Source organism: Pseudomonadales bacterium, from assembly GCA_024234215.1.
GTDB lineage: Bacteria > Pseudomonadota > Gammaproteobacteria > Pseudomonadales > UBA5862 > JACKOQ01.
Genome location: JACKOQ010000004.1, coordinates 143,226 through 168,111, shown reverse-complemented (window position 1 = coordinate 168,111; position 24,886 = coordinate 143,226). Strand labels below are relative to the sequence as shown.

Annotated in this window: 25 protein-coding genes and 1 pseudogene; 21 read left to right on the top strand and 5 right to left on the bottom strand. The window is 64.2% G+C overall.

From position 1 onward, the window contains the following. Positions 1–81 precede the first annotated feature (81 nt). A complete protein-coding gene (gene clpB, locus H7A13_09235; protein MCP5333520.1) occupies positions 82–2,649 on the top strand; it encodes an ATP-dependent chaperone ClpB in 2,568 nt (855 codons plus the stop codon). Between the two features lie 30 nt (positions 2,650–2,679). On the opposite strand, the gene H7A13_09230 is transcribed toward clpB, so the two are convergent. Continuing rightward, positions 2,680–3,123, bottom strand: coding sequence for a DUF4124 domain-containing protein (locus H7A13_09230; GenBank protein ID MCP5333519.1), 444 nt, complete (start codon positions 3,121–3,123; stop codon positions 2,680–2,682). A gap of 468 nt (positions 3,124–3,591) precedes the next feature. Here H7A13_09230 and H7A13_09225 point away from each other — a divergent pair, with 468 nt between their 5' ends. The 14 genes from H7A13_09225 to H7A13_09160 all read left to right on the top strand — a co-directional run bounded on the left by H7A13_09225 (position 3,592) and on the right by H7A13_09160 (position 15,514). Continuing rightward, positions 3,592–5,313, top strand: coding sequence for an acetolactate synthase 3 large subunit (locus H7A13_09225; protein MCP5333518.1), 1,722 nt, complete (start codon positions 3,592–3,594; stop codon positions 5,311–5,313). Between the two features lies 1 nt (position 5,314). Beyond that, positions 5,315–5,806, top strand: a complete 492-nt coding sequence (gene ilvN / locus H7A13_09220) for an acetolactate synthase small subunit (GenBank protein MCP5333517.1) — start codon at positions 5,315–5,317, stop codon at positions 5,804–5,806. Between the two features lie 91 nt (positions 5,807–5,897). Next, on the top strand, positions 5,898–6,911 hold the full coding sequence (gene ilvC, locus H7A13_09215) for a ketol-acid reductoisomerase (GenBank protein MCP5333516.1): 1,014 nt from the start codon (positions 5,898–5,900) through the stop codon (positions 6,909–6,911). A gap of 152 nt (positions 6,912–7,063) precedes the next feature. Then, positions 7,064–7,915 carry a CDP-diacylglycerol--serine O-phosphatidyltransferase gene (gene pssA / locus H7A13_09210; GenBank protein MCP5333515.1) on the top strand — a complete coding sequence of 284 codons (852 nt, stop codon included), beginning with the start codon at positions 7,064–7,066 and terminating at the stop codon, positions 7,913–7,915. Between the two features lie 36 nt (positions 7,916–7,951). After that, on the top strand, positions 7,952–8,947 hold the full coding sequence (gene msrP / locus H7A13_09205) for a protein-methionine-sulfoxide reductase catalytic subunit MsrP (GenBank protein ID MCP5333514.1): 996 nt from the start codon (positions 7,952–7,954) through the stop codon (positions 8,945–8,947). 2 nt (positions 8,948–8,949) lie between these two features. Continuing rightward, positions 8,950–9,552: a ferric reductase-like transmembrane domain-containing protein gene (locus tag H7A13_09200; GenBank protein ID MCP5333513.1), complete on the top strand. Its 603-nt coding sequence runs from the start codon at positions 8,950–8,952 to the stop codon at positions 9,550–9,552. A gap of 83 nt (positions 9,553–9,635) precedes the next feature. Continuing rightward, entirely contained in the window at positions 9,636–11,108 is a 1,473-nt protein-coding gene (gene guaB / locus H7A13_09195; protein MCP5333512.1) for an IMP dehydrogenase, read from the top strand. Positions 11,109–11,193: 85 nt separating this feature from the next. After that, positions 11,194–12,771: a glutamine-hydrolyzing GMP synthase gene (gene guaA, locus H7A13_09190; GenBank protein MCP5333511.1), complete on the top strand. Its 1,578-nt coding sequence runs from the start codon at positions 11,194–11,196 to the stop codon at positions 12,769–12,771. 33 nt (positions 12,772–12,804) lie between these two features. Then, entirely contained in the window at positions 12,805–13,110 is a 306-nt protein-coding gene (locus tag H7A13_09185; GenBank protein ID MCP5333510.1) for a HigA family addiction module antidote protein, read from the top strand. Between the two features lie 173 nt (positions 13,111–13,283). After that, the gene (locus H7A13_09180) at positions 13,284–13,538 is read left to right on the top strand and encodes a plasmid stabilization protein (GenBank protein ID MCP5333509.1); all 255 of its coding nucleotides are present in this window, start codon (positions 13,284–13,286) and stop codon (positions 13,536–13,538) included. Continuing rightward, complete coding sequence (locus H7A13_09175) at positions 13,539–13,958, top strand: type II toxin-antitoxin system VapC family toxin (protein MCP5333508.1); 420 nt, start codon at positions 13,539–13,541, stop codon at positions 13,956–13,958. It abuts the gene before it with no gap. Between the two features lie 384 nt (positions 13,959–14,342). Then, complete coding sequence (locus H7A13_09170; GenBank protein ID MCP5333507.1) at positions 14,343–14,618, top strand: hypothetical protein; 276 nt, start codon at positions 14,343–14,345, stop codon at positions 14,616–14,618. Positions 14,619–14,622: 4 nt separating this feature from the next. Then, positions 14,623–15,147 carry a DNA-binding protein gene (locus H7A13_09165; GenBank protein MCP5333506.1) on the top strand — a complete coding sequence of 175 codons (525 nt, stop codon included), beginning with the start codon at positions 14,623–14,625 and terminating at the stop codon, positions 15,145–15,147. 109 nt (positions 15,148–15,256) lie between these two features. Further along, positions 15,257–15,514 carry a HigA family addiction module antidote protein gene (locus tag H7A13_09160; GenBank protein MCP5333505.1) on the top strand — a complete coding sequence of 86 codons (258 nt, stop codon included), beginning with the start codon at positions 15,257–15,259 and terminating at the stop codon, positions 15,512–15,514. 161 nt (positions 15,515–15,675) lie between these two features. Here the strand turns inward: H7A13_09160 and H7A13_09155 are convergent, their stop codons facing one another. Then, positions 15,676–16,056, bottom strand: coding sequence for a GIY-YIG nuclease family protein (locus H7A13_09155; protein ID MCP5333504.1), 381 nt, complete (start codon positions 16,054–16,056; stop codon positions 15,676–15,678). A 181-nt stretch (positions 16,057–16,237) separates the two neighbouring features. Here H7A13_09155 and H7A13_09150 point away from each other — a divergent pair, with 181 nt between their 5' ends. The 3 genes from H7A13_09150 to H7A13_09140 all read left to right on the top strand — a co-directional run bounded on the left by H7A13_09150 (position 16,238) and on the right by H7A13_09140 (position 20,619). Beyond that, the gene (locus H7A13_09150) at positions 16,238–16,609 is read left to right on the top strand and encodes a hypothetical protein (GenBank protein MCP5333503.1); all 372 of its coding nucleotides are present in this window, start codon (positions 16,238–16,240) and stop codon (positions 16,607–16,609) included. Positions 16,610–16,703: 94 nt separating this feature from the next. After that, on the top strand, positions 16,704–18,479 hold the full coding sequence (locus H7A13_09145) for an ATP-binding protein (protein ID MCP5333502.1): 1,776 nt from the start codon (positions 16,704–16,706) through the stop codon (positions 18,477–18,479). 76 nt (positions 18,480–18,555) lie between these two features. Next, positions 18,556–20,619, top strand: a complete 2,064-nt coding sequence (locus tag H7A13_09140) for a DUF4338 domain-containing protein (protein ID MCP5333501.1) — start codon at positions 18,556–18,558, stop codon at positions 20,617–20,619. A gap of 127 nt (positions 20,620–20,746) precedes the next feature. Here H7A13_09140 and H7A13_09135 read toward each other — a convergent pair whose 3' ends face one another. Then, a complete protein-coding gene (locus tag H7A13_09135; protein ID MCP5333500.1) occupies positions 20,747–21,049 on the bottom strand; it encodes a HigA family addiction module antidote protein in 303 nt (100 codons plus the stop codon). A gap of 124 nt (positions 21,050–21,173) precedes the next feature. On the opposite strand from H7A13_09135, the gene H7A13_09130 reads away from it, so the two are divergent. The 3 genes and pseudogenes from H7A13_09130 to H7A13_09120 all read left to right on the top strand — a co-directional run bounded on the left by H7A13_09130 (position 21,174) and on the right by H7A13_09120 (position 22,438). Then, positions 21,174–21,407: a DNA-binding protein gene (locus H7A13_09130; protein ID MCP5333499.1), complete on the top strand. Its 234-nt coding sequence runs from the start codon at positions 21,174–21,176 to the stop codon at positions 21,405–21,407. Then, a complete protein-coding gene (locus tag H7A13_09125; GenBank protein ID MCP5333498.1) occupies positions 21,407–21,823 on the top strand; it encodes a type II toxin-antitoxin system VapC family toxin in 417 nt (138 codons plus the stop codon). The genes H7A13_09130 and H7A13_09125 overlap by 1 nt, the downstream gene beginning before the upstream one ends. A 195-nt stretch (positions 21,824–22,018) precedes the next feature. Continuing rightward, positions 22,019–22,438, top strand: a pseudogene (locus tag H7A13_09120) (ATP-binding protein). 231 nt (positions 22,439–22,669) lie between these two features. On the opposite strand, the gene H7A13_09115 reads toward H7A13_09120, so the two are convergent. Further along, complete coding sequence (locus H7A13_09115) at positions 22,670–23,299, bottom strand: hypothetical protein (GenBank protein MCP5333497.1); 630 nt, start codon at positions 23,297–23,299, stop codon at positions 22,670–22,672. Positions 23,300–23,328: 29 nt separating this feature from the next. Further along, positions 23,329–24,741: a DUF4139 domain-containing protein gene (locus H7A13_09110; GenBank protein MCP5333496.1), complete on the bottom strand. Its 1,413-nt coding sequence runs from the start codon at positions 24,739–24,741 to the stop codon at positions 23,329–23,331. Positions 24,742–24,886: the final 145 nt, after the last annotated feature.

Sequence of the window (24,886 nt, the reverse complement as noted above, 5' to 3'; positions counted from 1 at the left end):
CGTTCCCACCCCATCTACAGGGACAATGCCGTGCACCAGCGGTTGGTGCACCGGACTCAAGCCCTTTGAAGGAGAAACTCCATGCGCGACCGATTCACCAGCGCCCTGCAACAGGCCCTCGTCGAAGCCCAATCCCTGGCGGTGGGCCGTGACCATGGCTACATCGAACCCGCCCACCTGCTGCTCGCGCTGGTCGATCAGAGCGGTGGCACCACCCGCACGCTGCTGAACAGCGCCGGCGCCAACCTCGCCACACTGCGCAGTGCGCTGGAGCGGGCACTCGATCAATTGGCCAGAATCAAGCAGCCGACCGGCGATGTGAAGGTCTCTCCCGATCTGGCCCGCCTGCTGAACCTGGCCGACAGGCTGGCCCAGCAGCGTCAGGACCAGTTCATCTCCAGCGAGCTGATTACGCTCGCCGCCTTCGAAGAGCGCGGGGCAATCGCCAAGCTGTTGCAGGAGGCTGGCGTCACCAAAGAGAAGCTGGCGGCGGCCATCGATGCGCTGCGTGGCGGCGAGAAGGTGACCGACCCCGAGGCCGAGGAGCGGCGCCAGGCACTGGAGCGCTTCACCGTCGACCTCACCGCCAAGGCGGCCAGCGGCAAGCTCGACCCGGTGATCGGCCGGGACGACGAAATCCGCCGCACCATCCAGGTGTTGCAGCGCCGCACCAAGAACAACCCGGTGCTGATCGGCGAACCCGGCGTCGGCAAGACGGCGATCGTCGAAGGGCTGGCACAGCGCATCGTCAATGGCGAGGTGCCCGAGGGGCTGAAGGAGAAGCGGATTCTGGCGCTCGACATGGGACTGCTGATCGCCGGTGCCAAGTTCCGTGGCGAGTTCGAGGAGCGGCTCAAGGGGGTGCTCAATGAAGTGACCCGGCAGGAGGGGCAGATCATCCTCTTCATCGACGAGATTCATACCGTGGTCGGCGCCGGCAAGGCAGAGGGTTCGATGGATGCCGGCAACATGCTCAAACCGGCGCTGGCGCGGGGTGAACTGCACTGCATCGGCGCCACCACGCTCGATGAGTACCGCCAGTACATCGAGAAGGATGCCGCACTCGAACGCCGCTTCCAGAAAGTCTTCGTCGGCGAGCCGAGCGAGGAGGACACCATCGCCATCCTGCGCGGACTGAAAGACCGTTATGAACTGCACCATGGCGTCGACATCACCGACTCGGCCATCATCGCCGCCGCCCGCCTGTCGCAGCGCTACATCACCGACCGGCAACTGCCCGACAAGGCGATCGACCTGATCGACGAGGCCGCCAGCCGCATCCGCATGGAGATCGACTCCAAGCCCGAGGAGCTCGATCGGCTGGAGCGCCGGCTGATCCAGCTCAAGATCGAGGCCGAGGCGCTGAAGAAAGAAGAGGACCCCGCCTCACGCGAGCGGCTCGGCAAGCTGCGCGAGCAGATCAGCAGCGTCGAGCGCGACTATGCCGACCTCGAGGAGATCTGGAAGAGCGAGAAGGCCGGCCTGCAGGGGGCACAGCAGATCAAGTCGGAACTGGACCAGGCCCGCATCGACTTCGATGCCGCGCGCCGTCAGGGTGACCTGACACGCATGTCGGAGCTGCAATACGGCATCATTCCCGAACTGGAGAAGCGGCTGGCCTCGGCCGACAGTCAGCAGCCGGCCGAGACCAAACTGGTGCGCAACCGGGTCACCGACGAGGAGATCGCCGAGGTGATCTCCAAATGGACCGGCATTCCGGTCGCCAAGATGCTGGAGGGCGAGCGCGAGAAGCTTTTGCGGATGGAAGAGGCGCTGCACCAGCGGGTGATCGGTCAGGACGAGGCGGTGGTCGCCGTCTCCAACGCCGTACGCCGTTCGCGCGCCGGACTGGCCGACCCGAACCGCCCGAATGGCTCCTTCCTGTTCCTTGGCCCGACCGGTGTCGGCAAGACCGAGCTGTGCAAGGCACTCGCCAGCTTCCTGTTCGACACCGAAGAGGCGATGGTGCGGATCGACATGTCCGAGTTCATGGAGAAGCACTCGGTGTCGCGGCTGATCGGCGCACCGCCGGGCTATGTCGGCTATGAGGAGGGGGGCTATCTGACCGAGGCGGTGCGCCGCCGCCCCTACTCGGTGCTGCTGCTCGATGAGGTCGAGAAGGCCCACCCCGATGTCTTCAACATCCTGCTGCAGGTGCTGGAGGATGGACGCCTGACCGACGGCCATGGCCGCACCGTCGATTTTCGCAACACCGTGGTGGTGATGACCTCGAACCTCGGCTCAGACCTGATCCAGACATTGGCCGGCGAAGCCCACTACAACGAGATGCGCGACGCGGTGATGGGCGTCGTCGAGCGCCATTTCCGCCCCGAATTCATCAACCGCATCGATGAGGTGGTGGTGTTCCATCCATTGGGTGAGGCGCAGATTCGCGCCATCGCCCGCATCCAGCTCGCAGCACTGGAGCGGCGGCTCGCCGAGCGCGATCTGTCACTGCATGTCGATGATGCCGTCATCGATCGACTGGTGGCGGTCGGTTTCGACCCGGTCTATGGGGCGCGGCCGCTGAAGCGGGCGATTCAGCGCTGGATCGAGAACCCGCTGGCGCAGGCACTGCTGGGTGGCCGTTTCGCGCCGGGCGCGCAGATCAGGGCGGTGATCGAGGCCGGAGAGATCCGCTTCGACTGACGCCCGCCCAACCCGCCATTGCGTCGTCGATCACTCGGCGACGCAATGGTCGCGGATCATCTGCCGTGCCCGCTCGATGCGGGCATTCTTCTCCTCTTCGCTCAGCATCCGCGAGCCACCCTGTGGATCGACCTCGCGCACCCGGGCGCTGTTTTCGAGCTGGCGCAGCTCGCTGCGGGCGTTGTTGCAGTTCTCCTGACGGATCTTCTGCTCACTGGCATCGGCGGCCGGCGGCTTGGCAGCATCACCCTGATCTGCGCCGGGTTTCTCGGCGGCGGCTTCGGGCTTTTGCTGAGCAGGTGTCGTCTGCCGCACGACCTTCTCGTACGGGGTGCCCAACGGCGGCGGATGGTCGCTGAAGTGCTGCTGATCACCCTCGCTCCAGCGGTAGAGAATCTGTTTCTCGCCGTTGGCCAACGGTGCCACCAGCAGCGACAGCAGCAGACAGAGGCGCGTTCTTCGCAAAACGGACATGCAGCGGCATCCTTTGGAATCGAGATTCATGCGCAACAGAATCTTTCAATTATCAGATAATAGGGCAAAACCGCCAGCTCCACCTTCCATTTGCCCGCCAACCACCCCGAAACGAGACCCTGGCTTGCGCTTTTCGGCCGAAACAGGCCAGCAGTCGACACTGCCCCTTGACAAAGAGCACCGGCAAGAGAGAATGCCAGACCCGCTCTGTACAGGGTGCAGGGCGGTGTGGTTACCCCCGCACCTGATGATTCGTCGCTGCCGAACCGGGCTGAACCCCATCGACAATGATTTCACCCTGAGCCTTCCCGGCAACCGACCGCCCACCCCCGCGATCGGTGCCCCTTCTGGCCATCTACCCGGCACCGGCACGCGCCAACACCTTTGATCCACCGCGACGAAGGTGTCGGTCATATCCAACAGCAATCGATCATCGACATACCCTAAGGTACTTGTGAGGTAGCACAGATGGAGTACTTGTCAGGCGCTGAAATGGTCATTCGCTTTCTTCAGGATGAGGGGGTCGAATACATTTACGGCTATCCGGGCGGAGCCGCCCTGCATATTTATGATGCGCTGTTCCGGCAGAGCCGGGTCAAGCATGTGCTGGTCAGGCACGAACAGGCCGCCACCCACATGGCCGATGGCTATGCCCGTGCCACCGGCAAGCCCGGCGTGGTGCTGGTCACCTCCGGCCCTGGCGCCACCAACACCATCACCGGCATCGCCACCGCCTACATGGATTCGATCCCGATGGTGGTCATCGCCGGTCAGGTGATGAGCCACCTGATCGGCGATGACGCCTTTCAGGAGACCGACATGATGGGCATCTGCCGACCGGTGGTGAAGCACAGCTTCTCGGTGCGCCGGCCGGAGGAGATTCCGCTGGTGCTGAAAAAGGCGTTCCACATCGCCAGCACCGGCCGGCCCGGTCCGGTGGTGGTCGACATTCCGAAGGACATGACCACGCCGAGCGAGAAGTTCCCCTATGTCTATCCGCAGAAGGTGAAACTGCGCTCCTACAACCCGCCCCAGCGCGGCCATGCCGGGCAGATCCGCAAGGCGGTCGACCTGCTGCTCGGCGCCCAGCGGCCGGTGATCTACAGCGGTGGCGGCGTGATCATGGGCGGCGCGGCCGAAGCCCTCACCCGGCTGGCAAAGCTGCTGGGCTACCCGGTCACCAACACCCTGATGGGGCTGGGCGCCTTTCCTGGCACCGATCCGCAGTTCATCGGCATGTTGGGCATGCATGGCAGCTATGAGGCCAACATGGCGATGCACCACTGCGACGCGCTGCTGGCGATTGGCGCCCGCTTCGACGACCGGGTCACCAATCACACCGGCAAATTCTGCCCGCAGGCAAAAATCGCCCACATCGACATCGATCCTGCCTCGATCTCCAAGACGATACCGGTCGACGTTCCGATCGTCGGGCCGGTCGAGTCGGTGCTGCGGGAGATGATCACACTCATCGAGGAGAGCACGCAGAAGCCCGATGCCACCGCGCTGAAGGGCTGGTGGGCACAGATCAACGAGTGGCGCAAACGGCATGGCGGCCGCTACCGCACCGACGACACCACCCTGATCAAGCCGCAGACGGTGATCGAGGCGCTCTACCGCGTCACCGACGGCGACGCCTACATCACCTCGGATGTCGGCCAGCATCAGATGTTCGCGGCCCAGTACTACAAGTTCGACAAACCCCACCGCTGGATCAACTCCGGCGGGCTGGGGACGATGGGCTTCGGCTTTCCGGCGGCGATGGGCATCAAGCTCAACTTTCCGGACCAGACCGTCGCCTGCGTGACCGGCGAGGGGAGCATCCAGATGAACATCCAGGAGCTCTCGACCTGCATGCAGTACAACATTCCGGTCAAGATCATCAACCTCAACAACGGCTCGCTCGGCATGGTGCGGCAGTGGCAGGACATGAACTACGAGAGCCGCCACTCCCACTCCTACATGGAGTCGCTGCCCGACTTCATCAAACTGGCGGAGGCCTACGGCCATGTCGGCATTCGCGTCGACCGGCGGGAAGATCTGGAACCGGCGCTCGAACGCTGCTTCGCCATGAAAGACCGGCTGGTCTTCATGGACATCTATGTCGACCCCGAGGAGCATGTCTACCCGATGCATGTGCCGCAGGGCTCGATGCGCGACATGTGGCTGAGCAAGACGGAGCGGACCTGAGATGCGAAGAATCATATCCATTCTGCTGGAAAACGAAGCCGGCGCCCTGTCACGGGTCGTCGGGCTCTTTTCGCAACGCGGCTACAACATCGAAACCCTGACGGTGGCTCCGACCGAAGATCCGACACTGTCGCGGCTGACGCTGACCACCCGCGGCGATGACCGGGTGATCGAGCAGATCACCAAGCAGCTCAACAAGCTGATCGAGGTGGTCAAGCTGGTCGACCTGAGCGAGGGTGAGCACCTCGAACGCGACCTGCTGCTGCTGAAGGTGAAGGCGGTCGGTCCGCAGCGCGAGGAGATCAAGCGCTGCGTCGACATCTTTCGCGGCCAGATCATCGACATCACCAGCACGCTCTATACCGTGCAACTGGTCGGCACCGCACAGAAGATCGACGCCTTCATCGCCGCACTCGGCGAAGCGCAGATTCTCGAAGTGGCACGCACCGGCGTCTCGGGCATCGCCCGTGGCGAGAAGATTCTGGCCCTGTAGCCGGCGGCATGAGCCGCTGCTGCAATTTTCCGTTGACCCCGCAGGGCACAGCGATGCACCCTGCCCCTGAGCATTGACCGAGGATGACCTGATGAAGATCTACTACGACAAAGATGCCGACCTTGCGCTGATTCAAGGCAAAAAGGTGGTGATCATCGGCTACGGCTCGCAGGGCCACGCCCATGCCAACAACCTGAAGGACTCCGGCGTGAAGGTGGTGGTGGCGCTGCGCCCCGGCTCGGCCTCCGCCAGCAAGGCCGAAAAGGCCGGCCTGACCGTGCAGCCGATCGAGCAGGCGGTCGCCGACGCCGATCTGGTGATGCTGCTGGCACCCGATGAGCATCAGGCCGCGCTCTACCGACAGATCGAGCCCAAGCTGCGCAAGGGCGCGGCACTGGCCTTCGCCCACGGCTTCAACATCCACTACCGGCAGATCGAGCCGCGCGCCGACCTCGACGTGATCATGGTCGCCCCCAAGGGGCCCGGCCATCTGGTCCGCTCCACCTACACCCAGGGCGGCGGCGTGCCCAGCCTGATCGCGATCCATCAGGATGCCACCGGTCAGGCACGCAATCTGGCGCTCTCCTACGCCTCGGCCAATGGCGGCGGACGGGCCGGCATCATCGAGACCAGCTTCCGCGAAGAGACCGAGACCGACCTGTTCGGCGAGCAGGCCGTGCTCTGTGGTGGCGCCAGCGCACTGGTGCAGGCGGGCTTCGAGACGCTGGTCGAGGCCGGCTATGCCCCCGAGATGGCCTATTTCGAATGCCTGCACGAGCTCAAGCTGATCGTCGACCTGATGTATGAGGGCGGCATCGCCAACATGCGCTACTCGATCTCCAACACCGCCGAGTATGGTGACCTGACCCGCGGGCCACGCATCATCACCGACGAGACCAAGCGGGAGATGAAAAAGATTCTCACCGAGGTGCAGAACGGCGAGTTCGCCCGCGAGTTCATCCTGGAAAATCAGGCCGGTGCCGCCACCCTGAAGGCCAAGCGTCGCCTGGGCGAGAACCACCCGATCGAAGAGGTGGGTGCCCGGCTGCGCTCGATGATGCCGTGGATTCAGGCCAACCGCCTGGTCAACAAAGAGCACAACTGAGTGCCGACCATGAAGGCAGGGGCCGCAATGCCTCTGCCTTCATTGTTTCCGCCCGCAACCCCGGGCGCTGCAAAACCAGCCCCCGGCTGGTGTAGCATGGCCCCGACCGGCAACAGGCAGTGCGATGGATGCCGCAGCGACAGGCCCGATACATGAATGAAGAGCACCCCACCGCTGAAGAACGTCCGAACCCATCCCTCCCCACCGATGGCATCGAACGGCTGCTGCCGGTCGATGAACACATCGAAGAGGAGCTGGCCGCCAGCGGCCATCGGGTGCGGCGGCGCGGCATCTTCCTGCTGCCCAACCTGCTCACCACCGGTGCGCTGTTCGCCGGCTTCTACTCGATCATCAGCGCCATCAATGGCCAGTTCGAAGCGGCTGCCATCGCCATCTTCTTTGCGATGGTGCTCGATGGGCTCGATGGCCGGGTGGCCCGCGCCGTCCATGCCCAGAGTGCCTTCGGTGCCGAATATGACAGCCTGTGCGACATGGTCTCGTTCGGGGTTGCACCGGCACTGCTGGCCTTCACCTGGGGCGTGTCGCAACTGGGCAAGGTCGGGCTGGCCGCCGCCTTCATCTACAGCGCCTGTGCGGCACTGCGACTGGCCCGCTTCAACACCCAGATCGCGGTGGCCGACAAGCGCTACTTCACTGGTCTGGCCAGTCCGGCGGCGGCGGCCCTGCTCAGCGCCTGGGTCTGGAGCGGGTACGAGCTCTTTCCCGCTGCGGCGCAGGTGCCCCGCGCGCTCGCCTGGCTGACTGCCCTGCTCACCTTCATGACCGGTCTGGCGATGGTGCTGCGCGTGCGCTATCACTCGTTCAAACAGTTCGACCTTGGCGGGCGCGTCCCCTTCGTGCTGCTGCTGGTCGTGGTGCTCGCGTTCTTCGTGATCGCGCTCTACCCGGCACGCATGCTGCTGCTCGGCTTTGCACTCTATGCCCTCTCCGGCCCGTTGATCACCCTGTGGCGCCGCCGCAAGCAGCAGATGTCCGACAGCTAGACGAAACCCGCCCCGGCCCTGTGCAGGAGTTCGAGCATGCTGATCAAGAAGCGCCCCGACCTTGCGGAACATCAGGTCACCGACGAAACCCTCTACCACGCCCGGCGTGACTTTCTCGCCCGCTGCGGCCACCTGACCGGCCTGAGCCTGTTCGGCGGTCTGCTCGGCTGCGGCGACGAGGCCAGCTCCGCGACGCAGACGCCGCAGTGGCTGAGTGATCAGCTCGCTCAGGCGCAGCCGCCACAGCCCGCCTTCACCACCGATGAGACGCGCACGCCCTTCGAGGATGTGACCCGCTACAACAACTTCTACGAATTCGGCAGCGACAAGGGCGATCCGGCCCGCCACAGCGACCGCTTCAAACCGCACCCCTGGTCAGTGGTCGTCGAGGGGGCCTGCCAGAAACCCGGCCGCTATGCACTCGAAGATCTGGTGAAGCCGCATCGGCTCGAAGAGCGCATCTACCGGCTGCGCTGCGTCGAGGCCTGGTCGATGGTGGTGCCCTGGGTCGGACTGCCGCTGGCGTCCCTGCTGCGCCGCTTCGAACCCGACTCCCGCGCCCGCTTCGTCCGCTTCGAGACGCTGTTCGACCCGCAGCAGATGCCGGGACAGGCCGCCACCTTCGCCGCCATCGACTATCCCTACGTCGAAGGGCTGCGCATCGACGAGGCGATGCATCCGCTCGCCTTCATCGCCGTCGGCCTCTATGGCAAGCCGCTGCCGGCACAGAACGGCGCGCCACTGCGGCTGGTGGTGCCGTGGAAGTATGGCTTCAAGAGCATCAAGTCGATCGTGCGCATCGAATTCGTCGAGACCCAACCACTGACCACCTGGGAGAGGTCGGCACCCAGCGAATATGGCTTTTATGCCAACGTCAATCCGGCGGTGGACCATCCGCGCTGGAGCCAGAAGAGCGAGCGCCGTCTGCCCGGATCGCTGTTCTCACCCCGCGTCATTCCGACCCGCCCGTTCAACGGCTATGAAGAGGTCGCCTCGCTCTACAGCGGCATGGACCTGCGCCGGCTCTTCTGAGCATGGCCATCGTCGGCAAGCCGCTGCCAGCCTGGATCGATCCGCTGCTGTGGGCCGTGGTACCGCTGCCGCTGCTGTGGGCCAGCAGCCGGCTGCTGCTCGGCTGGGGCGTCGATCCGGGTGAACGGCTGGTCCACTTTCTCGGTCTGTGGAGCCTGCACTGGCTGATCCTGACACTGGCGATCACCCCGGCCACCTGGCTGCTGCACTGGCCACACCTGGTTCGCCTGCGCCGGACGCTGGGCCTGGCCTGCCTGATCTACGCCTCGCTGCATCTGCTGGCCTATGGCTGGTTTCTGCTCGGCTGGCAGTTTGCGACCCTGGGTGATGACCTGCTCAAGCGGCCCTACATCGTCGTCGGCTTCACCGCCTGGCTGCTGCTGTTGCCGCTGGGCGCCACCTCGACCCGCGCGATGCAGCGACGGCTGGGACGCCGCTGGAAAACGCTCCATCGGCTGATCTACCTGATCGCCCTGCTGGCGCTGCTGCACCTCGGCTGGCAGGTCAAGGCGGACTGGAGCGACTTCGCGCTCTACACGCTGCTGCTCGGCGGCCTGCTGGGCGCGCGCCTGCTGCGCTGGCTGCGACCACCTTCGGCCCGCTGAGCCGCCCGCGCTGCGCCCCACCCGCTGCACATGGTAAGATCGCCGGTTTCACGATCAGCGCGGAATGAACCGGAGGAGACAAAATGCTGCGAGTCATCGAGGAAGCATTCACGTTTGATGATGTGCTGCTGCTGCCGGCCCACTCGCAGGTGCTGCCGCGCGATGTCTCGCTCGCCACCCGGCTGACCCGCCGGCTCAACCTCAGCATCCCGATCGTCTCGGCAGCGATGGACACCGTCACCGGCGGCCGCCTGGCCATCGCCATCGCCCAGGAGGGTGGCATCGGCATCATCCACAAGAACTTCTCGATCGAGGAGCAGGCCCGCGAAGTGCGGATGGTCAAGAAGTACGAAAGCGGCGTGATCAAGGATCCGATCACCATCACCGCCCACACCTCGATCGGCGACCTGATCGAGCTGACCAAGATCCACAACATCTCCGGCATGCCGGTGCTCGACCACAGCGGCGACCTGGTCGGCATCGTCACCGCCCGCGACCTGCGCTTCGAGACCCACCACGACGCACCGGTCTCCAGCATCATGACCCCCAGGGAGAAGCTGGTGACGGTCAAGGAGGGGGCCAGTGCCGACGAGATTCGCGACCTGCTCCATCGGCACCGCATCGAGAAAATTCTGGTGGTCAACGATGCGTTCGAGCTGCGCGGCATGGTGACGGTCAAGGACATCTACAAGGCGCAGCTCTTCCCCAACGCCTGCAAGGATGAGTTGAGCCGGCTGCGGGTCGGCGCCGCGGTCGGCACCGGCCCCGACACCGATGAACGGGTGCGGGCGCTGGTGGCCGAAGGGGTCGACGTCGTCGTGGTCGACACCGCCCATGGTCACCACCAAGGGGTGATCGACATGGTGGCCCGCATCAAGGGGCTCTATCCCGACCTGCAGGTGATCGGCGGCAACATCGCCACCGCCGCGGCCGCCGCCGCACTGGCCGAGGCCGGCGCCGACGCGGTCAAGGTCGGCATCGGTCCCGGCTCGATCTGCACCACCCGCATCGTCACCGGTGTCGGCGTGCCGCAGCTCACCGCCATCGCCAATGTCGTCGAGCAGTTGAAGGGCAGCGGCATTCCGGTGATCGCCGATGGCGGCATCCGCTTCTCTGGCGACGTCGCCAAGGCGATCGCCGCCGGCGCCAGCTCGGTGATGATCGGCAGCATGCTGGCCGGCACCGAAGAGGCGCCGGGCGAGGTGGAGCTCTATCAGGGCCGCAGCTACAAATCCTACCGTGGCATGGGTTCGCTGGGGGCGATGGCGCAGCGCCAGGGCTCCAGCGACCGCTACTTTCAGGACTTCGACGGCGCCGTCGACAAACTGGTCCCCGAAGGCATCGAGGGCCGTGCCCCCTACAAGGGGCCGCTGGCCCGGGTGGTGGTGCAACTGGTCGGCGGCCTGCGCTCGGCGATGGGCTACACCGGCTGCGGCACCATCGACGAGATGCGCAACCGGCCGCAGTTCGTGCGCATCACCAATGCCGGGGTCAGCGAGAGCCATGTGCACGATGTCTCCATCACCAAGGAAGCACCCAACTACCAGATCAGTTGATCCAGCGCCGTCGGGCAGCCCCCCTGCCCTGCCGACGCACCGATCGAACCCCAACCCAAGGCGGCCGCGCGCCGCAGGTGAGCCGATGTCCGCCGATATCCACGCCGACCGCATCCTGATCCTCGACTTCGGCTCGCAGTACACGCAGCTGATCGCCCGGCGCGTGCGCGAGCTTGGCGTCTATAGCGAGATTCACCCCTGGGACATGGACGCCGCGGCGCTGCGGGCCTTCGCTCCCAAAGGCATCATCCTGTCCGGCGGCCCGGAGTCGGTCACCGAGGCCGGTTCGCCGCGCGCGGCCGATGTGGTCTGGTCACTCGGCGTGCCGGTGCTCGGCATCTGCTACGGCATGCAGACCATGGCGGTGCAGCTCGGCGGCGCGGTGCAGCCGGGCGAGGTCAAGGAATTCGGCTACGCCGAGATCCGCGCCCACGGCCACTCGCGGCTGCTGGACGGCATCGAGGACCGCGTCAACGCCGCGGGCCACGGCCTGCTCGATGTGTGGATGAGCCACGGCGACCGCGTCAGCGCGCTGCCCGCGGGCTTCAAGCGCATCGCCTCCACCGCCGACGTGCCGCTCGCCGGCATGGCGGATGAAGCGCGCGGCTATTACGCCTTCCAGTTTCATCCCGAGGTCACCCATACCCCCCAGGGCAAGCGCATCTACGCGCGCTTCGTGCACGACATCTGCGGCTGCGGCAGCGCCTGGACGCCCGGCAACATCATCGAGGACGCCATCGCCGCCGTGCGCCGGCAGGTCGGCGCCGGCCGGGTGCTGCTGGGCCTGTCGGGCGGGGTCGATTCGTCCGTCGTCGCGGCGCTGCTGCACAAGGCCATCGGCGACCAGCTCACCTGCGTGTTCGTCGACAATGGCCTGCTGCGCCACCACGAAGGCGACCAGGTGATGCAAGTGTTCGCGCGCAACCTCGGCGTGCGGGTGATTCGTGTGAATGCCGAAGCGCGGTTTCTCGATGCGCTGAACGGCATCGCCGACCCCGAGGCCAAGCGCAAGATCATCGGCCGGCTGTTCATCGAGGTGTTCGACGAGCAGGCCGCGCACATCGAGGGCGTCGACTTCCTCGCCCAGGGCACCATCTACCCGGACGTGATCGAGTCGGCCGGCGGCAAGACCGGCAAGGCGCAGGTCATCAAGAGCCACCACAACGTCGGCGGCCTGCCCGAGCACATGCAACTCACACTGGTCGAGCCGCTGCGCGAGCTGTTCAAGGACGAGGTGCGCGCCATCGGCCTGGAACTCGGCCTGCCGGCCGAGATGGTGCAGCGCCACCCCTTCCCGGGGCCGGGCCTGGGCGTGCGCATCCTCGGCGAGGTCACCAAGGCCGCCGCCGACACCCTGCGCCTGGCCGACCACATCTTCATCGAGGAACTGCGCCGCGCCGGCTGGTACGAGCGCACCAGCCAGGCCTTTGCCGTCTTCCTGCCGGTGAAGAGCGTCGGCGTCACCGGCGACGGCCGCCGCCACGAACCCGTGGTGGCGCTGCGCGCGGTCGAGACCGTCGACTTCATGACCGCCCGCTGGGCGCACCTGCCCTACGAACTGCTGGACTTGTGCTCGCGGCGCATCATCAACGAAGTGCCGGGCCTCTCCCGCGTGGTGTACGACGTCTCCGGCAAGCCGCCGGCGACGATCGAGTGGGAGTGAGAAAACCCAGGCGCTTTGCATCAGGGATGGGGCATGGCCGAATTGCTCGACGAAATCCACCCCGGCGAAATCCTGCTGGAGGAGTTCATGAAGCCGATGGGCATCACCGCGCGCCAGCTCGCGGCCGACATCGACGTCTCCCCCAGCCGCATCAGCGAGTTGGTCAACGGTCGCCGCCCCATCACCGCAGACACCGCGCTGCGCCTGGGCCTCTATTTCGGCATGGACGCGCGGTTCTGGATGCACCTGCAGACGGAATACGACATGCGCGTCGCCACGCGCGAGCTGAAGGACAAGATCGCGCCGCGGATTCGGGTGCATGAGCACGATGTAGCTTGAGGTAGGCCGTCGATCTGGCCGGTGACCGGCTCGATCCTGGCTCGCGCAGCATCAGCGTCCGGCCGCTCCCGCGTGGTCTACGACTTCTCCGGCAAGCCGCCGGCTACGCTTGATCCGATGACTGCATTTTTATATTATTGCAGTCATCGCAAGCAGGTGAGAGGTCTTGAATCATGGCAATTCTGACCGTAAGGAATGTGCCTGATGAGGTGCATCGCGCGTTGCGGGTGCGGGCGGCCCAGCACGGGCGCAGCACGGAAGCGGAGGTGCGCGAGATTCTGGCGGCCGCGGTCAAGCCGGAAAAGCGCGCGCGGGTGGGGGACGCCCTGGCCGCCATCGGCCGCAAGGTCGGCCTGACCGATGACGATTTTGCCGTCTTCGAGACGGTGCGCGACAGGACGCCGGCCAAACCGCCGAGCTTCGACTGAATGATCGTCCTGGATACCAACGTCATCTCCGAGGCAATGAAGCCAGCACCGGACGCGGCCGTGAGGGCCTGGCTGAACGACCAGGTGGCGGAAACCCTGTATCTGTCGAGCGTCACGCTGGCCGAATTGCTGTTTGGCATCCGCGCGCTGCCGGCGGGCAAGCGCAAGAACATGCTCGGCCGCACGCTGAACGAACTGCTGGCGCTGTTCCAGGATCGGGTACTTCCGTTCGACACGGATGCAGCGCGCCACTACGCCGACTTGGCCGTGACGGCCCAGAACGGCGGGCGCGGCTTCCCGACACCGGACGGCTACATCGCGGCCATTGCCGCATCGCGGGGCTTCATCGTGGCATCACGCGACACTTCGCCCTATGAAGCAGCCGGTGTGGCGGTCCTCAACCCTTGGAAGGGTGCATAGGCCAGGGATGCCACACAGGGGCCGAGAACCGAGTCGCCGAAGGCCGGGCCTCATCTAGGGGAGACACCGAATGGCCGGTGGGACGGAATCCATATGCCAGTCACGATGCGTGAGCTGAGAGACAGGATCGCTCCGCATCTTCGCCCGGCCGCTCCCGCGTGGTCTACGACGTCTCCGCAAGCCACCGGCGACGATCGAGTGGGAGTGATTTCGGGGGTCTCGCGGACCGCCTGGACCGATCAAAGTCCCTGCAATGGTTTGAATGACGAGGGCGCTTGCCTCGGAAACCAAGGGTCGCCAGCAACAGCATCCCGGCGCTCAGTCAAGGCGCGGAAGTTGTCGATTGACAACCTTCGCCGACCATTCCCATACTGGAGGCCGGTGATGACTCGCCCCTCTCACCCCAAGAAAGAGGTCGAGGAAGCGCTCCGCCACGCCGAAGGGCAAGGCTGGCGCGTGGAAGTCGGCGGCAGCCACGCCTGGGGGCGGATTTACTGCCCCTATAACAATGTGGAGTGTCGCTGCGGAGAATTCTGCATCACCAGCGTATGGAGCACGCCGAAGAACCCTGGTAGCCACGCGCGCGCCCTGCGGCGCGTCGTGGACAACTGCACCAGGCACCGCGAGCAGCGGCAAGCTGCCGACGAGGCCGAGGAGTAGCACGATGGAATACACCTTCACCCTGAAGTACCAGCTTGCTGGCGATGATCGTGACCCGGGCGCGCTGGTCGAGCGTCTGGGCGAGGCCGGTTGCGACGATGCTCTGGTCGGCATCGGACAGCCGGGGCGCCTGGCGCTGGAGTTCACCCGCGAGGCGGTCGATGCCGATGCCGCAGTGCGCAGTGCGCTTGCCGACGTGCGCCGCGCCGTGCCCTCGGCCCTACTGATCGAGGCGGCGCCCGATCTGGTCGGCCTGACCGACGTGGCCGAGCTCATCGGCGTATCGCGGCAGAACATGCGCAAGCTGATGCTGGCGCATCCCGGCAGCTTTCCCGCGCCGGTGCACGAGGGCAGTGCGTCGATCTGGCATCTGGCGGACGTGCTGACCTGGTTGCAGACCAAGGGCACCTACTCGCTGGCCCACGACATCCTGGAGGTGGCGCGCGTGGCCTTGCAGGTCAACGTGGCGAAGGAAGGTCGGCGGTTGGCGCGCTCTGATTCCAAAGAGCTGGAAGCACTGGTTGGTTGAACGCCGCTGCCAGTCTCATTCTTGACGCGACGTGTTAAAAAGGTGGGGCGAGCTTGAGGCGCGCGCCGTGACCCACGTCGAGATCGTGGACTATCACCAGGAGCGGGACATGGCGGAATTGCTCGACGAAATCCACCCCGGCGAAATCCTGCTGGAAGAATTCATGAAGCCGATGGGCATCACCGCGCGCGAGCTCGCGGCCGACATCGACGTCTCCCCCAGCCGCATCAGCGAACTGGTCAACGGTCGCCGCCCCATCACCGCCGACACCGCATTGCGCCTGGGCCTTTATTCCGGCATGGACGCGCGGTTCTGGAGGAACCTGCAAACGGAATACGACATGCGCGTCGCGACGCGCGAGTTGTAAAGACAAGATCGGGCCGCGGATTCGGGTGCATGAGCACGATTCGGCGGAGGGGTATTGCCGTGGCTGACGGACTTGGCGTATGACCCGCTCTATCACTAGCCTTAAATGGCCGATGCGAGGCATCCGATCTGACATGTGCCTGATACAACGCCATCCGGATTTCAGGTGGTATCGCGAGGCACAGCGCGACGTCCCAATTTCAACTGCGCTTGGATAGCGTTGATCACTTGCTTTGCAATCGTAGAGTTTGACTTGCCATCACGGTTATCCAACACGTTGAGCAGATCAGCGAATTGATCTATCCAATATTGCTCGAACATGGCGTAATCGTTGGGCATAATGCCCTCTTGAAGTATGAATACGGCTACATCGCACCCTTGGCGCCAGGCATCTCGGATCCAGTCGTAGACCGCTCCGGGTTCCTTCTCCAGAGCTGCTGTGATGTGCTGCTTGAAGCGGTAGCTAACCTTTTCATCAGTCAGTCCGACGTAGCGTGGTACCCCGTTTCCAGTAGAGTACAAGCAATATATATAAGCGCTCATACGGGATTCTGCCCCTTGAAAAAATTTTGGCGAAGTGGGTTTACAGCCGCAGAAATGGATGTATTCTAGGCCATATCGGAGGTTCGCGTGGTGGCTGAAATGGCTGCCTGGAAACTGGCGGATCTAATTCCTGGCAAGTTTGCCGTGGGCCTCCTAGGTGAAGTCAACTAGGAGCAAAGCCATGCGGCACGACACTGGCACATACTTATTTTTTCCTGGGGCATTCGCCCCCGTCCTCTCCATCGACGCGCTGACCGCTCAGCCTGACGCTGACGGGTTCAACCGATTCGACATCGCCGACGAGGACGCCCTCACCCCTGAAGAACAACTCGCGCAGGCCGAAGGCTTCGCTGCGGTCGACGCTTTCGTCAACGCGCTGCCCGAGCGCGATCAACTGATCGTCAAGCGTCTGTTCTGGCTCGGCCACACACAGACCCAGATCGCCACCGACCTCGGCGTCAGCAAGATGGCTATCAGCAAGGCCATGGCACGTATCTGCCTTCGGGGGCGCTCGATGCTTGCGCCCCACGAACACGTCTTGTTCATGACCTGAGCAGGGGTATGCAGCCGCCGGGGCCCAGCTGCAAAAACAAAGGGCCTCATTCCCAGGTGGCGCAAATCGCTGCCGAAATCATGGAGAGTGAAAAATGGCTACCGAATCGATCCCCGCCATTGACCGTCAAAAGACTTACGTTGACGCGCTGACAAGGGAGAACTTCAAGTTCGGTCTGACAGTAGGCACCGCGTTCGTCCGCGGCATTCGCGACATCGGTTACAAGCACACGGGCACCGCGCTCGACGAGTTGATCGACAACTCCTACGAGGCGGGTGCCTCCAACATCCACATCGTGCTGTACGACGATGGCAGCGGGCGCAAGAACAACTGCACCCAGATCGCCGTCATCGACGATGGCGGTGGCATGATCCCTGAGATGATCCGGGTGGCCATGCTGTGGGGCGGCACCGACCGCGAGAACAGTCGCACCGGCATCGGCCGGTTTGGATATGGCCTGCCAAGCGCATCGGTCAGCCAGGGCCGGCGGTTCGAGGTGTACTCGGTACCGGAAGGCGGCACGCTGCACATGTGCGCCATCGACCTCGGCGACATCGAGGGCGGCAAATACACTAACGCCGAAGGCGAGATCATCGTGCCCGAAGCGAAGCCAGCGGTCTTCCCCCGCTTCGTGCAGGAGTACATCAAGCAACATCTCCCGGGCGGCAAGTTTACCAAGGGCACGGTCGTGGTGATCGACAAACTGGACAAACTGACCTGGAAGGCGATCAACCCGTTGGCTGATAACCTGATGGAGCACTTCGGGGTCGTCTATCACAAGCTCCGCTCGCAGTTTGAACTGTACGTGAACGGCAAGCGCGTCGAACCGATCGATCCGCTTTTCCTGACGCCCGGCTACCGCTGGTACGACCTCGATGCCGATCGGGCCAAGGCGCTCGATCCGCTGCACATCGACGTCAAGCACAAGGAGACCCGCGCTGTGATCGGGCGCATTGTGGTGCGATTCTCCTATATGCCTCCGACCTTCGGCTCGATCGACAAGTCCAAGGATGCGTCGGGCAAGAACCAGAACCCGCGCTTCCATATCCTCAAGGAGTACAACGGCTTCATTATCGCCCGCATGGGACGCATCATCGAGGTGGTGCGGCACTACGGAACGACGACCTTCGTCAACAACGATCGCTACATCAAGATCGAGGTCGACTTCGATGCCAGCTTGGACGAAGAATTCAACGTGCCGACCTCCAAGCAGCGCGTTGACGTGTCCGAGCGGATCTGGGAGATCCTGAAGGAGCACGGTGTCGAGAAAGCGCTCGAGCAACTGCGCCGAAAATTCAAGGAGGAAAAGGCAGCGGTTGCCGGGGAGCAAGACAAGGACGAGTCCGGCAAGCGCGCGTCCGAGCAAGCGATGGAGGAGGTCGCCAAGCTCGGCAAGGTCGTGCCGCTTCCAGTGGCCGAGCAGCAGGCTCAACAGGGCCGCAAGCGGCTCGTGCAGGAGGCCGAGAAGCGAGCGGTCGAGACCGGCACGACGACCGAGCAGGCCCAGCGCGAGATCGAAGCCGAACTGGCCGGCAAGCCGTACAAGGTGGCCAAGCGTTCGATCCCGGGCGGCGCCTTCTTCGAGGTCGAACAGATCGGCGGTACTAAGGTGCTGTGGCTCAACACCGCATCGCGCTTCTTTCAGGAGATGCACTCGGGCCCCGCCAGTACGCCAGCGGTGCGAGCGGCACTGGAAATCCTGTTGTTCTCGATCGGCGACCGTGCCATGGAAGGGCGGGATGAGGTGAAGGCGTTCTACGCCTACGAGATCCCGGAGTGGTCCCGTAAGCTGGAGTACGCGCTGGCTCATCTGGCGCAGAGCCTGACAGGCCAGCAGGACGAGCCTGAGTCCGCGGAAGCGTCTGCCTAAAAGGCATAATGTGATGCTATCTAGGAAGCTGGGCCTGCAGGCCCAGCTTCTGATTCCGGCGAACAGGCGACACCACATGAAAGAGGACGTTAGCGAAGAAGACACATCCGTTGCGACGGATCTGCGAACGATCACGCCGAATCTGCCCAGGCACGTGCTCGTCAAACTGGGTGCGTTTATCGAGGTAAAGCGGGATCAAGAACCTCAGCAACTAGGTGCGGCACTGCGGCGCCTCCATACGCTCTGGCACGACGAGGTATGGAGTTTGGAACTGCGCGCTGTGGGTTTGCTGCTCGCTGACCTGCTCGATCAAGGTTGGGAGATCAGCGCCGACGATAATGCCATTCATCTCCAGCCACCAGGGTTGCGCTTGGTCGGGGAAACCCCCGAACAGGCCAAAGAGCGGCTACGGCGCGCACTGCAGACGGGTCGTGATCGCCAACTTGGGGATCCAGCAGTTCAAAAATTCCTCGGGCGAATGCATCGAGTCGTCCCTCGCCAGACGATCCGTAGTTCGATTGCTGACGTTATCGACGACGGAATGCAGCTTGCGTCAGCTTTGCGACCGTTTGCCGGACTACCTCCGACAGAGGCGGCAGACCGGCTTAGAACGGTGATTGACCCCGTGATCGAGGTTTGTGATGAAAACGCAAAGTGCTCGGTTACTGGCCTGCGACTGATCGACATCTGGCGCTATTTCCGGCACACGTGGTCACTGGAATACCGGTCGACACCGGGACGTCAGATGGCCATTCTGATCCGCAACTCGGCACGCCCCAAGCGGCCAGTCATCGGCATTGCAATGCTCACAAGCCCTGTGGTACGCATGCGCGTGCGCGATGACTGGATCGGCTGGAATCCGGAACCTTTGATCGAGAAACTACGGTCGGGTGCTTGGGATTGCGAGATCGCGCTAAGGGCCTTGGTGTCGCGCCTGGAGCGCAGCATTAACGAAATCCGCTGGGACGACATGCTCAGCCCAGACGAATTAGCCTTCCCAGCGGAGCGCACTATCTTGCGGTTGGAGCAGCGCTGTGCTGGCGCCGCCATCGCGCGTATCAAGCAATTGGAAGCAGCGTATGGCGAGGCTGAAGAAGCTAACGAGGCCATTCGCTCGCAGCGTAACCTCTCCAAAATCGCCCCCGAACGGATGGACTGGCTGGCGGCGTCTGAAGACCCTCTTTTCGTGCGCAAGCGAGCGGAGACCTTGGCGCTGTTACTCGATGCAAAACGCACTTTTCAGGCGCTCGACTGGACCAAGGGCGGGCGCGCACTACTGGACACCCTATTGCAGCATCCCAATGGCCTGCGCTCGATAAGGACGGTGATACTGGAAGTGCGCAAGGCTGGCCTTTCCAGCCAGGTAGCCGATGTGAGTGTCTGCGGTGCTGTGGCGCCTTATAACAATTTGCTGGGCGGTAAACTCGTTGCCCTGCTGATGGCATCCGAAGAGGTGCGTGACGCTTACCGCAACCGCTACGCCGGCCAAGTCAGTATCATCAGTTCGCAGATGGCTGGCCGCGCCGTCTATCGGCCGGCTGAACTCAAGATTCTGACAACGACCAGCCTCTACGGGAATGGCAGCAGCCAGTACAACCGACTCCGACTACGCACGAGCGAATTCCCCGTACTTGACCATGACATCGAGTGGCACGAATTAGCCAAAACTGCTGGCTATGGGACCGTTCACCTTGGTACGACCACTGTGCGGGTGCTGCGGGAAGTCAGTGAACGAATGTATCGAGCACGCCGCATCAATCACCGTTTTGGCGAAGGTGCAAGTCCACGACTACGGCAGATCCGAGAGGCAGTCGAGGCGCTGGGCATTAATGCGTCAACGGTCCTGCACCATGCAACGCCTAGAGTCTTCTACGGATGCGAGTTACATCCTGGCGCAATCAATGAACTTGTTGGTCTCTACCCAGCTACCGAAAATCGTGGGCATTCGGTCAAGGTGATTGCCAGCTTGTGGCGACAACGTTGGCTCTCTAAGCGAATTCAAAACGATGCTGTGCTTGGTAGTGTGTCGCAGGATAACGCACGGGCGTTTGTGGACTTCTTCAATGAGAACGCCAGGCACATTAACCCCGTTGACGCCGATGAAGCACGGGGTGAGTTTTCCGCAAGCAGCGGAATCTGAACTGGTTCAACTTGACCACCTTCGCTGGTGCAGTTTTGCCGAGTCGTACCATTGCATGGTACTTGATGAAACGGCACCACCCTTCCGATTCTTTGCTGACCGTCGGCCCTGCCCATGCGCAATGCAATCAAGCACCAGCCCGCTTTTCGCACCCAGGGCGAACCGGCAAACGGCCGATCTCGGGGCCAACCGCAGGTTCGGCCACGCGAATACCGTAGGCAGCCTGCAAATTCAGCCAGAACTGCGGGCTGGTGCCGAACCAGTGGCCGAGTCGCAGGGCGGTGTCGCCGGTGATCGACCGCTTGCCGCGGATGATCTGCGACAGGCGATTGGCCGGCACCGCGATCTGCCGGGCCAGTTCGGTCGGGGTGATGTTTAGTTCCGCCAATTTGTCGGCAAGCACTTCGCCGGGATGGATAGGGGGGCGCATGGCGGTCTCCTGGGCAGTGGTAGTTCACGATCTCGACGGCTGATCGACTGAGCGTACCGCAATGTGCTTGCCACCGTCGCTATCATTGCTATCATCGGTAACCCGTTCGCAACAGGAGACCGCCATGGCCAATCTGATCGTGCGCAATGTCGATGACGCCATCGCCAACGCGCTGAAGGTCCGCGCCAGCCGGCACGGCATCAGCGCCGAGGCCGAGCACCGGCGCATCCTGGAACAGGCGCTGCTGCGCCCGCGCAAGAAATCCTTCCTCGAAGTGTTGCGCCAGATGCCCGATGTGGGCCGCGACGAGGACTTCGCCCGGCACGAGGAGCGGCCGGCGGCGGACGTATTCGACTGATGTATCTGCTCGACACCAACGTCGTCAGCGAGTTGCGCAAGGGCCCGCGCGCCAATGCCGGCGTCATGCGCTTCATCGAGCGCATCGCCGGCGAGGACGCCCCGGTCTACATCAGCGTCATCACGCTGGGCGAGTTGCGTCGCGGCGTCGAACTGATCCGCCATCGCGGCGATCTGCCGCAGGCAGAGGCGCTGGAAACCTGGTTGCAGGGCCTGCTCGACGACTACGCCGACCAGATTCTGGAGTTCGGCGCCGACGAGGCCCAGGTGTGGGGCCGGTTGCGGGTGCCCCAGCCCGAGAACGCGCTCGACAAGCAGATCGCGGCCACCGCGCTTACCTGCGGGCTGACGCTGGTGACGCGCAACCTGCGCGACTTCGCCGCCACCGGCGCGCCGTTGCACAACCCATTCGAATAGATGGCCGCCGCCGACCTGTCCGCTCCTGCCGCGGCTGACCTGGCGCGCTGTGAGGAACGGATGAGGAATTGAGTGAAATTACGTCAGTTATCTGCCCAGCGTAATTTTCGAAACATTCGCATAATCCCGGCATGAGCCCCGTCACCAGCCCCTATGCCCCAGGCGCCGACGCGCCGTCGCCGGAACTCGCCCGCCGCGCTCGATCTGCTGGTGCGGGAAACCCAGGGCTATCCCTACTTTCTGCAGGAGTGGGGCAAGCATGTCTGGGACATCGCGCCGGCCTCGCCGATACGTACAGATGATGTGCAACAGGCAACGCGGGAAGTGATCGCGGCGCTCGACGAGAGCTTTTTCCGCGTCCGCTTCGATCGCCTGACGCCGAGCGAGAAGCGCTACCTGCGCGCCATGGCGGAGCTGGGCCCCGGCCCGCACCGCTCCGGCGACATTGCCCAGGTGCTGCACAAGAAAGTGACGTCACTTGCGCCGATCCGCAACCAGCTGATCGCCAAGGGCATGATCTGGAGCCCGAGCCACGGCGACACCGCCTTCACCGTGCCGATGTTCGATGCCTTCATGAGGCGGATCATGCCGGGTGATGAGTGGCGGAGTGAGTGATGCCCCTGTGCTCGCGGGGTACGAAGGCCCGGCCAAAGATGGCGCGAATCAGCAGATGGCCGTGAGCATGACCGGTTCGGCCATGTCGCCCGGATGGTGCTTCTGACCTTCAAGCCACAGGCCGGTCGGCCCGTTCGCGGTACGCACCTGCCCTGTGAGCGGCTCGCGCCACATCATCAACGAAGTGCCGGGTCTCTCCCGCGTGGTCGATTCCCGCCGCAACACCGCCTTTCATGGCATCGCGATGCGCCCGTCGGGGATCGGTGCGCGATCGAGCGAAACCAGTTTCAGTTGCTTGCCGTAGCGCAGCAGCCCGCCGAGGCGCTGTTGCTCCACCTGCTGCAGCGGGCGCGTGTAGGCACTCGATTCGGCGCCGACTGCGGCCACGGCCTCCTTGGCCACCTTGAGCAGGGCGTTCTGCACGGCCGTGAGATCGGGATTGCGCGTCACCACCAGATCGGCGCGCTGCTCACCGTTGGCGGTGCGGGCCACCGCCTCGTACACCTCGCCGGTCTGGCCCGCCACGGTTTCCTTCCGCCCAAGCGGGCGCATGCTGACGTCGGTCGGCACGTCGGCAGTGGCGTTGCCCAGCACACCGGCGAGAAAGGTCTCCGCGCCAACGGCCTTGATCTGGCGTGACATCTTGTCGACGTCGATGACCTGCCCCTGCGCCACGGCATAGAGGCGGCCATCGAGCATCAACTGGTAGTTCCGCGAGTCCGTGCCAATGCGGAAGTTGGCGGCATCGCGGTACTCCACGCGCAGTTGCTCGCCGCCCGCCATGGCGTAGACGGCAGTGATGTCGGCAGCGGCGGGCAGGGCAAGCGCCGCGGCAACGGCAAGCAGCATCGAGCGAAACATTGGCTTTATCTCCTCTGTGAAGCAACCGGTTACATTCTGACACGCACCCGGTAGGTGAGCGTTTGACCGCCGCCGGGCGGTATCGTCACCCGCCACCGTGCGCCATGCGCGCCAAATTTCTGGTGCGGCTGAGAGTCATCCACGATTTCCCAGTCGCCGGGCAGCGGCTCATCCACCGTGATCACCACCGGTACCTTGCGCGCATTCTTGAAGTCGAGCCGCCAGGCGCTCTCGAAGCGCGGCCGCTCGCCCTTGTCGACCGTCAGCACCTTGAAGTCGGTCTGCGTGCGCCGGGCGGTGACGTCGAAGGCGTCGCCGAGCTTGATTTTCGCCGTCTCGTTCTCGGGCGTGTGGTCGATGCGGTCCTCGCCGATGAACTGCACGCCGCCGGCCGAGTCGCGCTGGTAGACGCGCACCACGCCGGCCGGCAGCGGCAGGCCGAGCCCGGCCGCCTTGCGGTTGTCGACGTGCAGCAGCACGGCCACCTTGTGCGGGGTGTCGACCTCGCCCAGCCGCGTGCCGTAGTAGTACTCGGCACCGTCGAGGTGATATTCCTTCTGCACCTGCACGGCGGGCGCCGCGAGCAGTGCCACCTGCTTGGTCTGCTGGTCGGCCAGCGTGGTCGGCCGGCCGAGCGTGTAGAGGTGGTAGTCGAGCAGCGATTCCTCGCGCAGGGCGCCGGCGTCGGACTTGGCCATCATCGTCTCGGCCACCCTGCCACGCCGCAGCGCCGGCTCGACCCGATTCACATCGCCGGCCACCAGTTGCAGGCGCGCGTTGCGATACGCGGTGCCGCTGCGGTTGGTCAGCGTCACCCAGCCGGACAGCGCCAGCTCCTTTTCGTTTGCCGCCAGTTCCGCCACGTAATCGGCCTGCCAGGTGAGGCCGCCGGTCAGATACGACAGCTCCAGTGCCCGCTGTCCGGCGCCGTCGCCGTTCACCGTTACCGCCAGCGTCGGCCGGTCGCGCAGGTTGTCCGGCACGGCGTCGAACACCAGGCGCCCCGGCAGGCCGGTCTCGATGCGATCGCCGATCTTCAGCACCACGCCCTCGCCCGCGGCGAGCACGCGGGCCGTCTCGGTGCTGTCGGCGCCCGTCGTGGGGTGGGTGCGCACCACGCGTACCTCGCGGCCGATGTATTTCTCCAGCAGCTTGGCGGGCGTGAGCAGATCAAAGTCGAAGTTCTGTTCCAGCAGCGCGATCGGGTTGCCCTTCGCCACCCGCAGCAGTGCGGTTTCGGGCCGAATCTGCGCGCTCACGTCGCGCAGCTCGAGCACGCTTTCGCCGGCCGGCAGCGTCAGCTCGCGCGTATCCTTCACCAGCGCGAGGTCGCCGTTGTAGACGGTGACGGCGAGCGCCTTCTGATCATCGAGCGTGCTGCGCAGCGGCGCCGCCTGCACCAGCCCCGCCGCGAACGCCAGTGCCCATAGCCGATGTCGCATTCGTCCACTCCTGCAGCCGCGCCGCGTCTGGTGTTGCTGAGCCCACCCTGCCACCCACTGCATCTGAGCCAACCGGAAATTCGGCCACGGGCAGAGATCAGCCCATGCTGTCAACGCTGGACAGCAGGGCAAAGGGTGCTGGGTC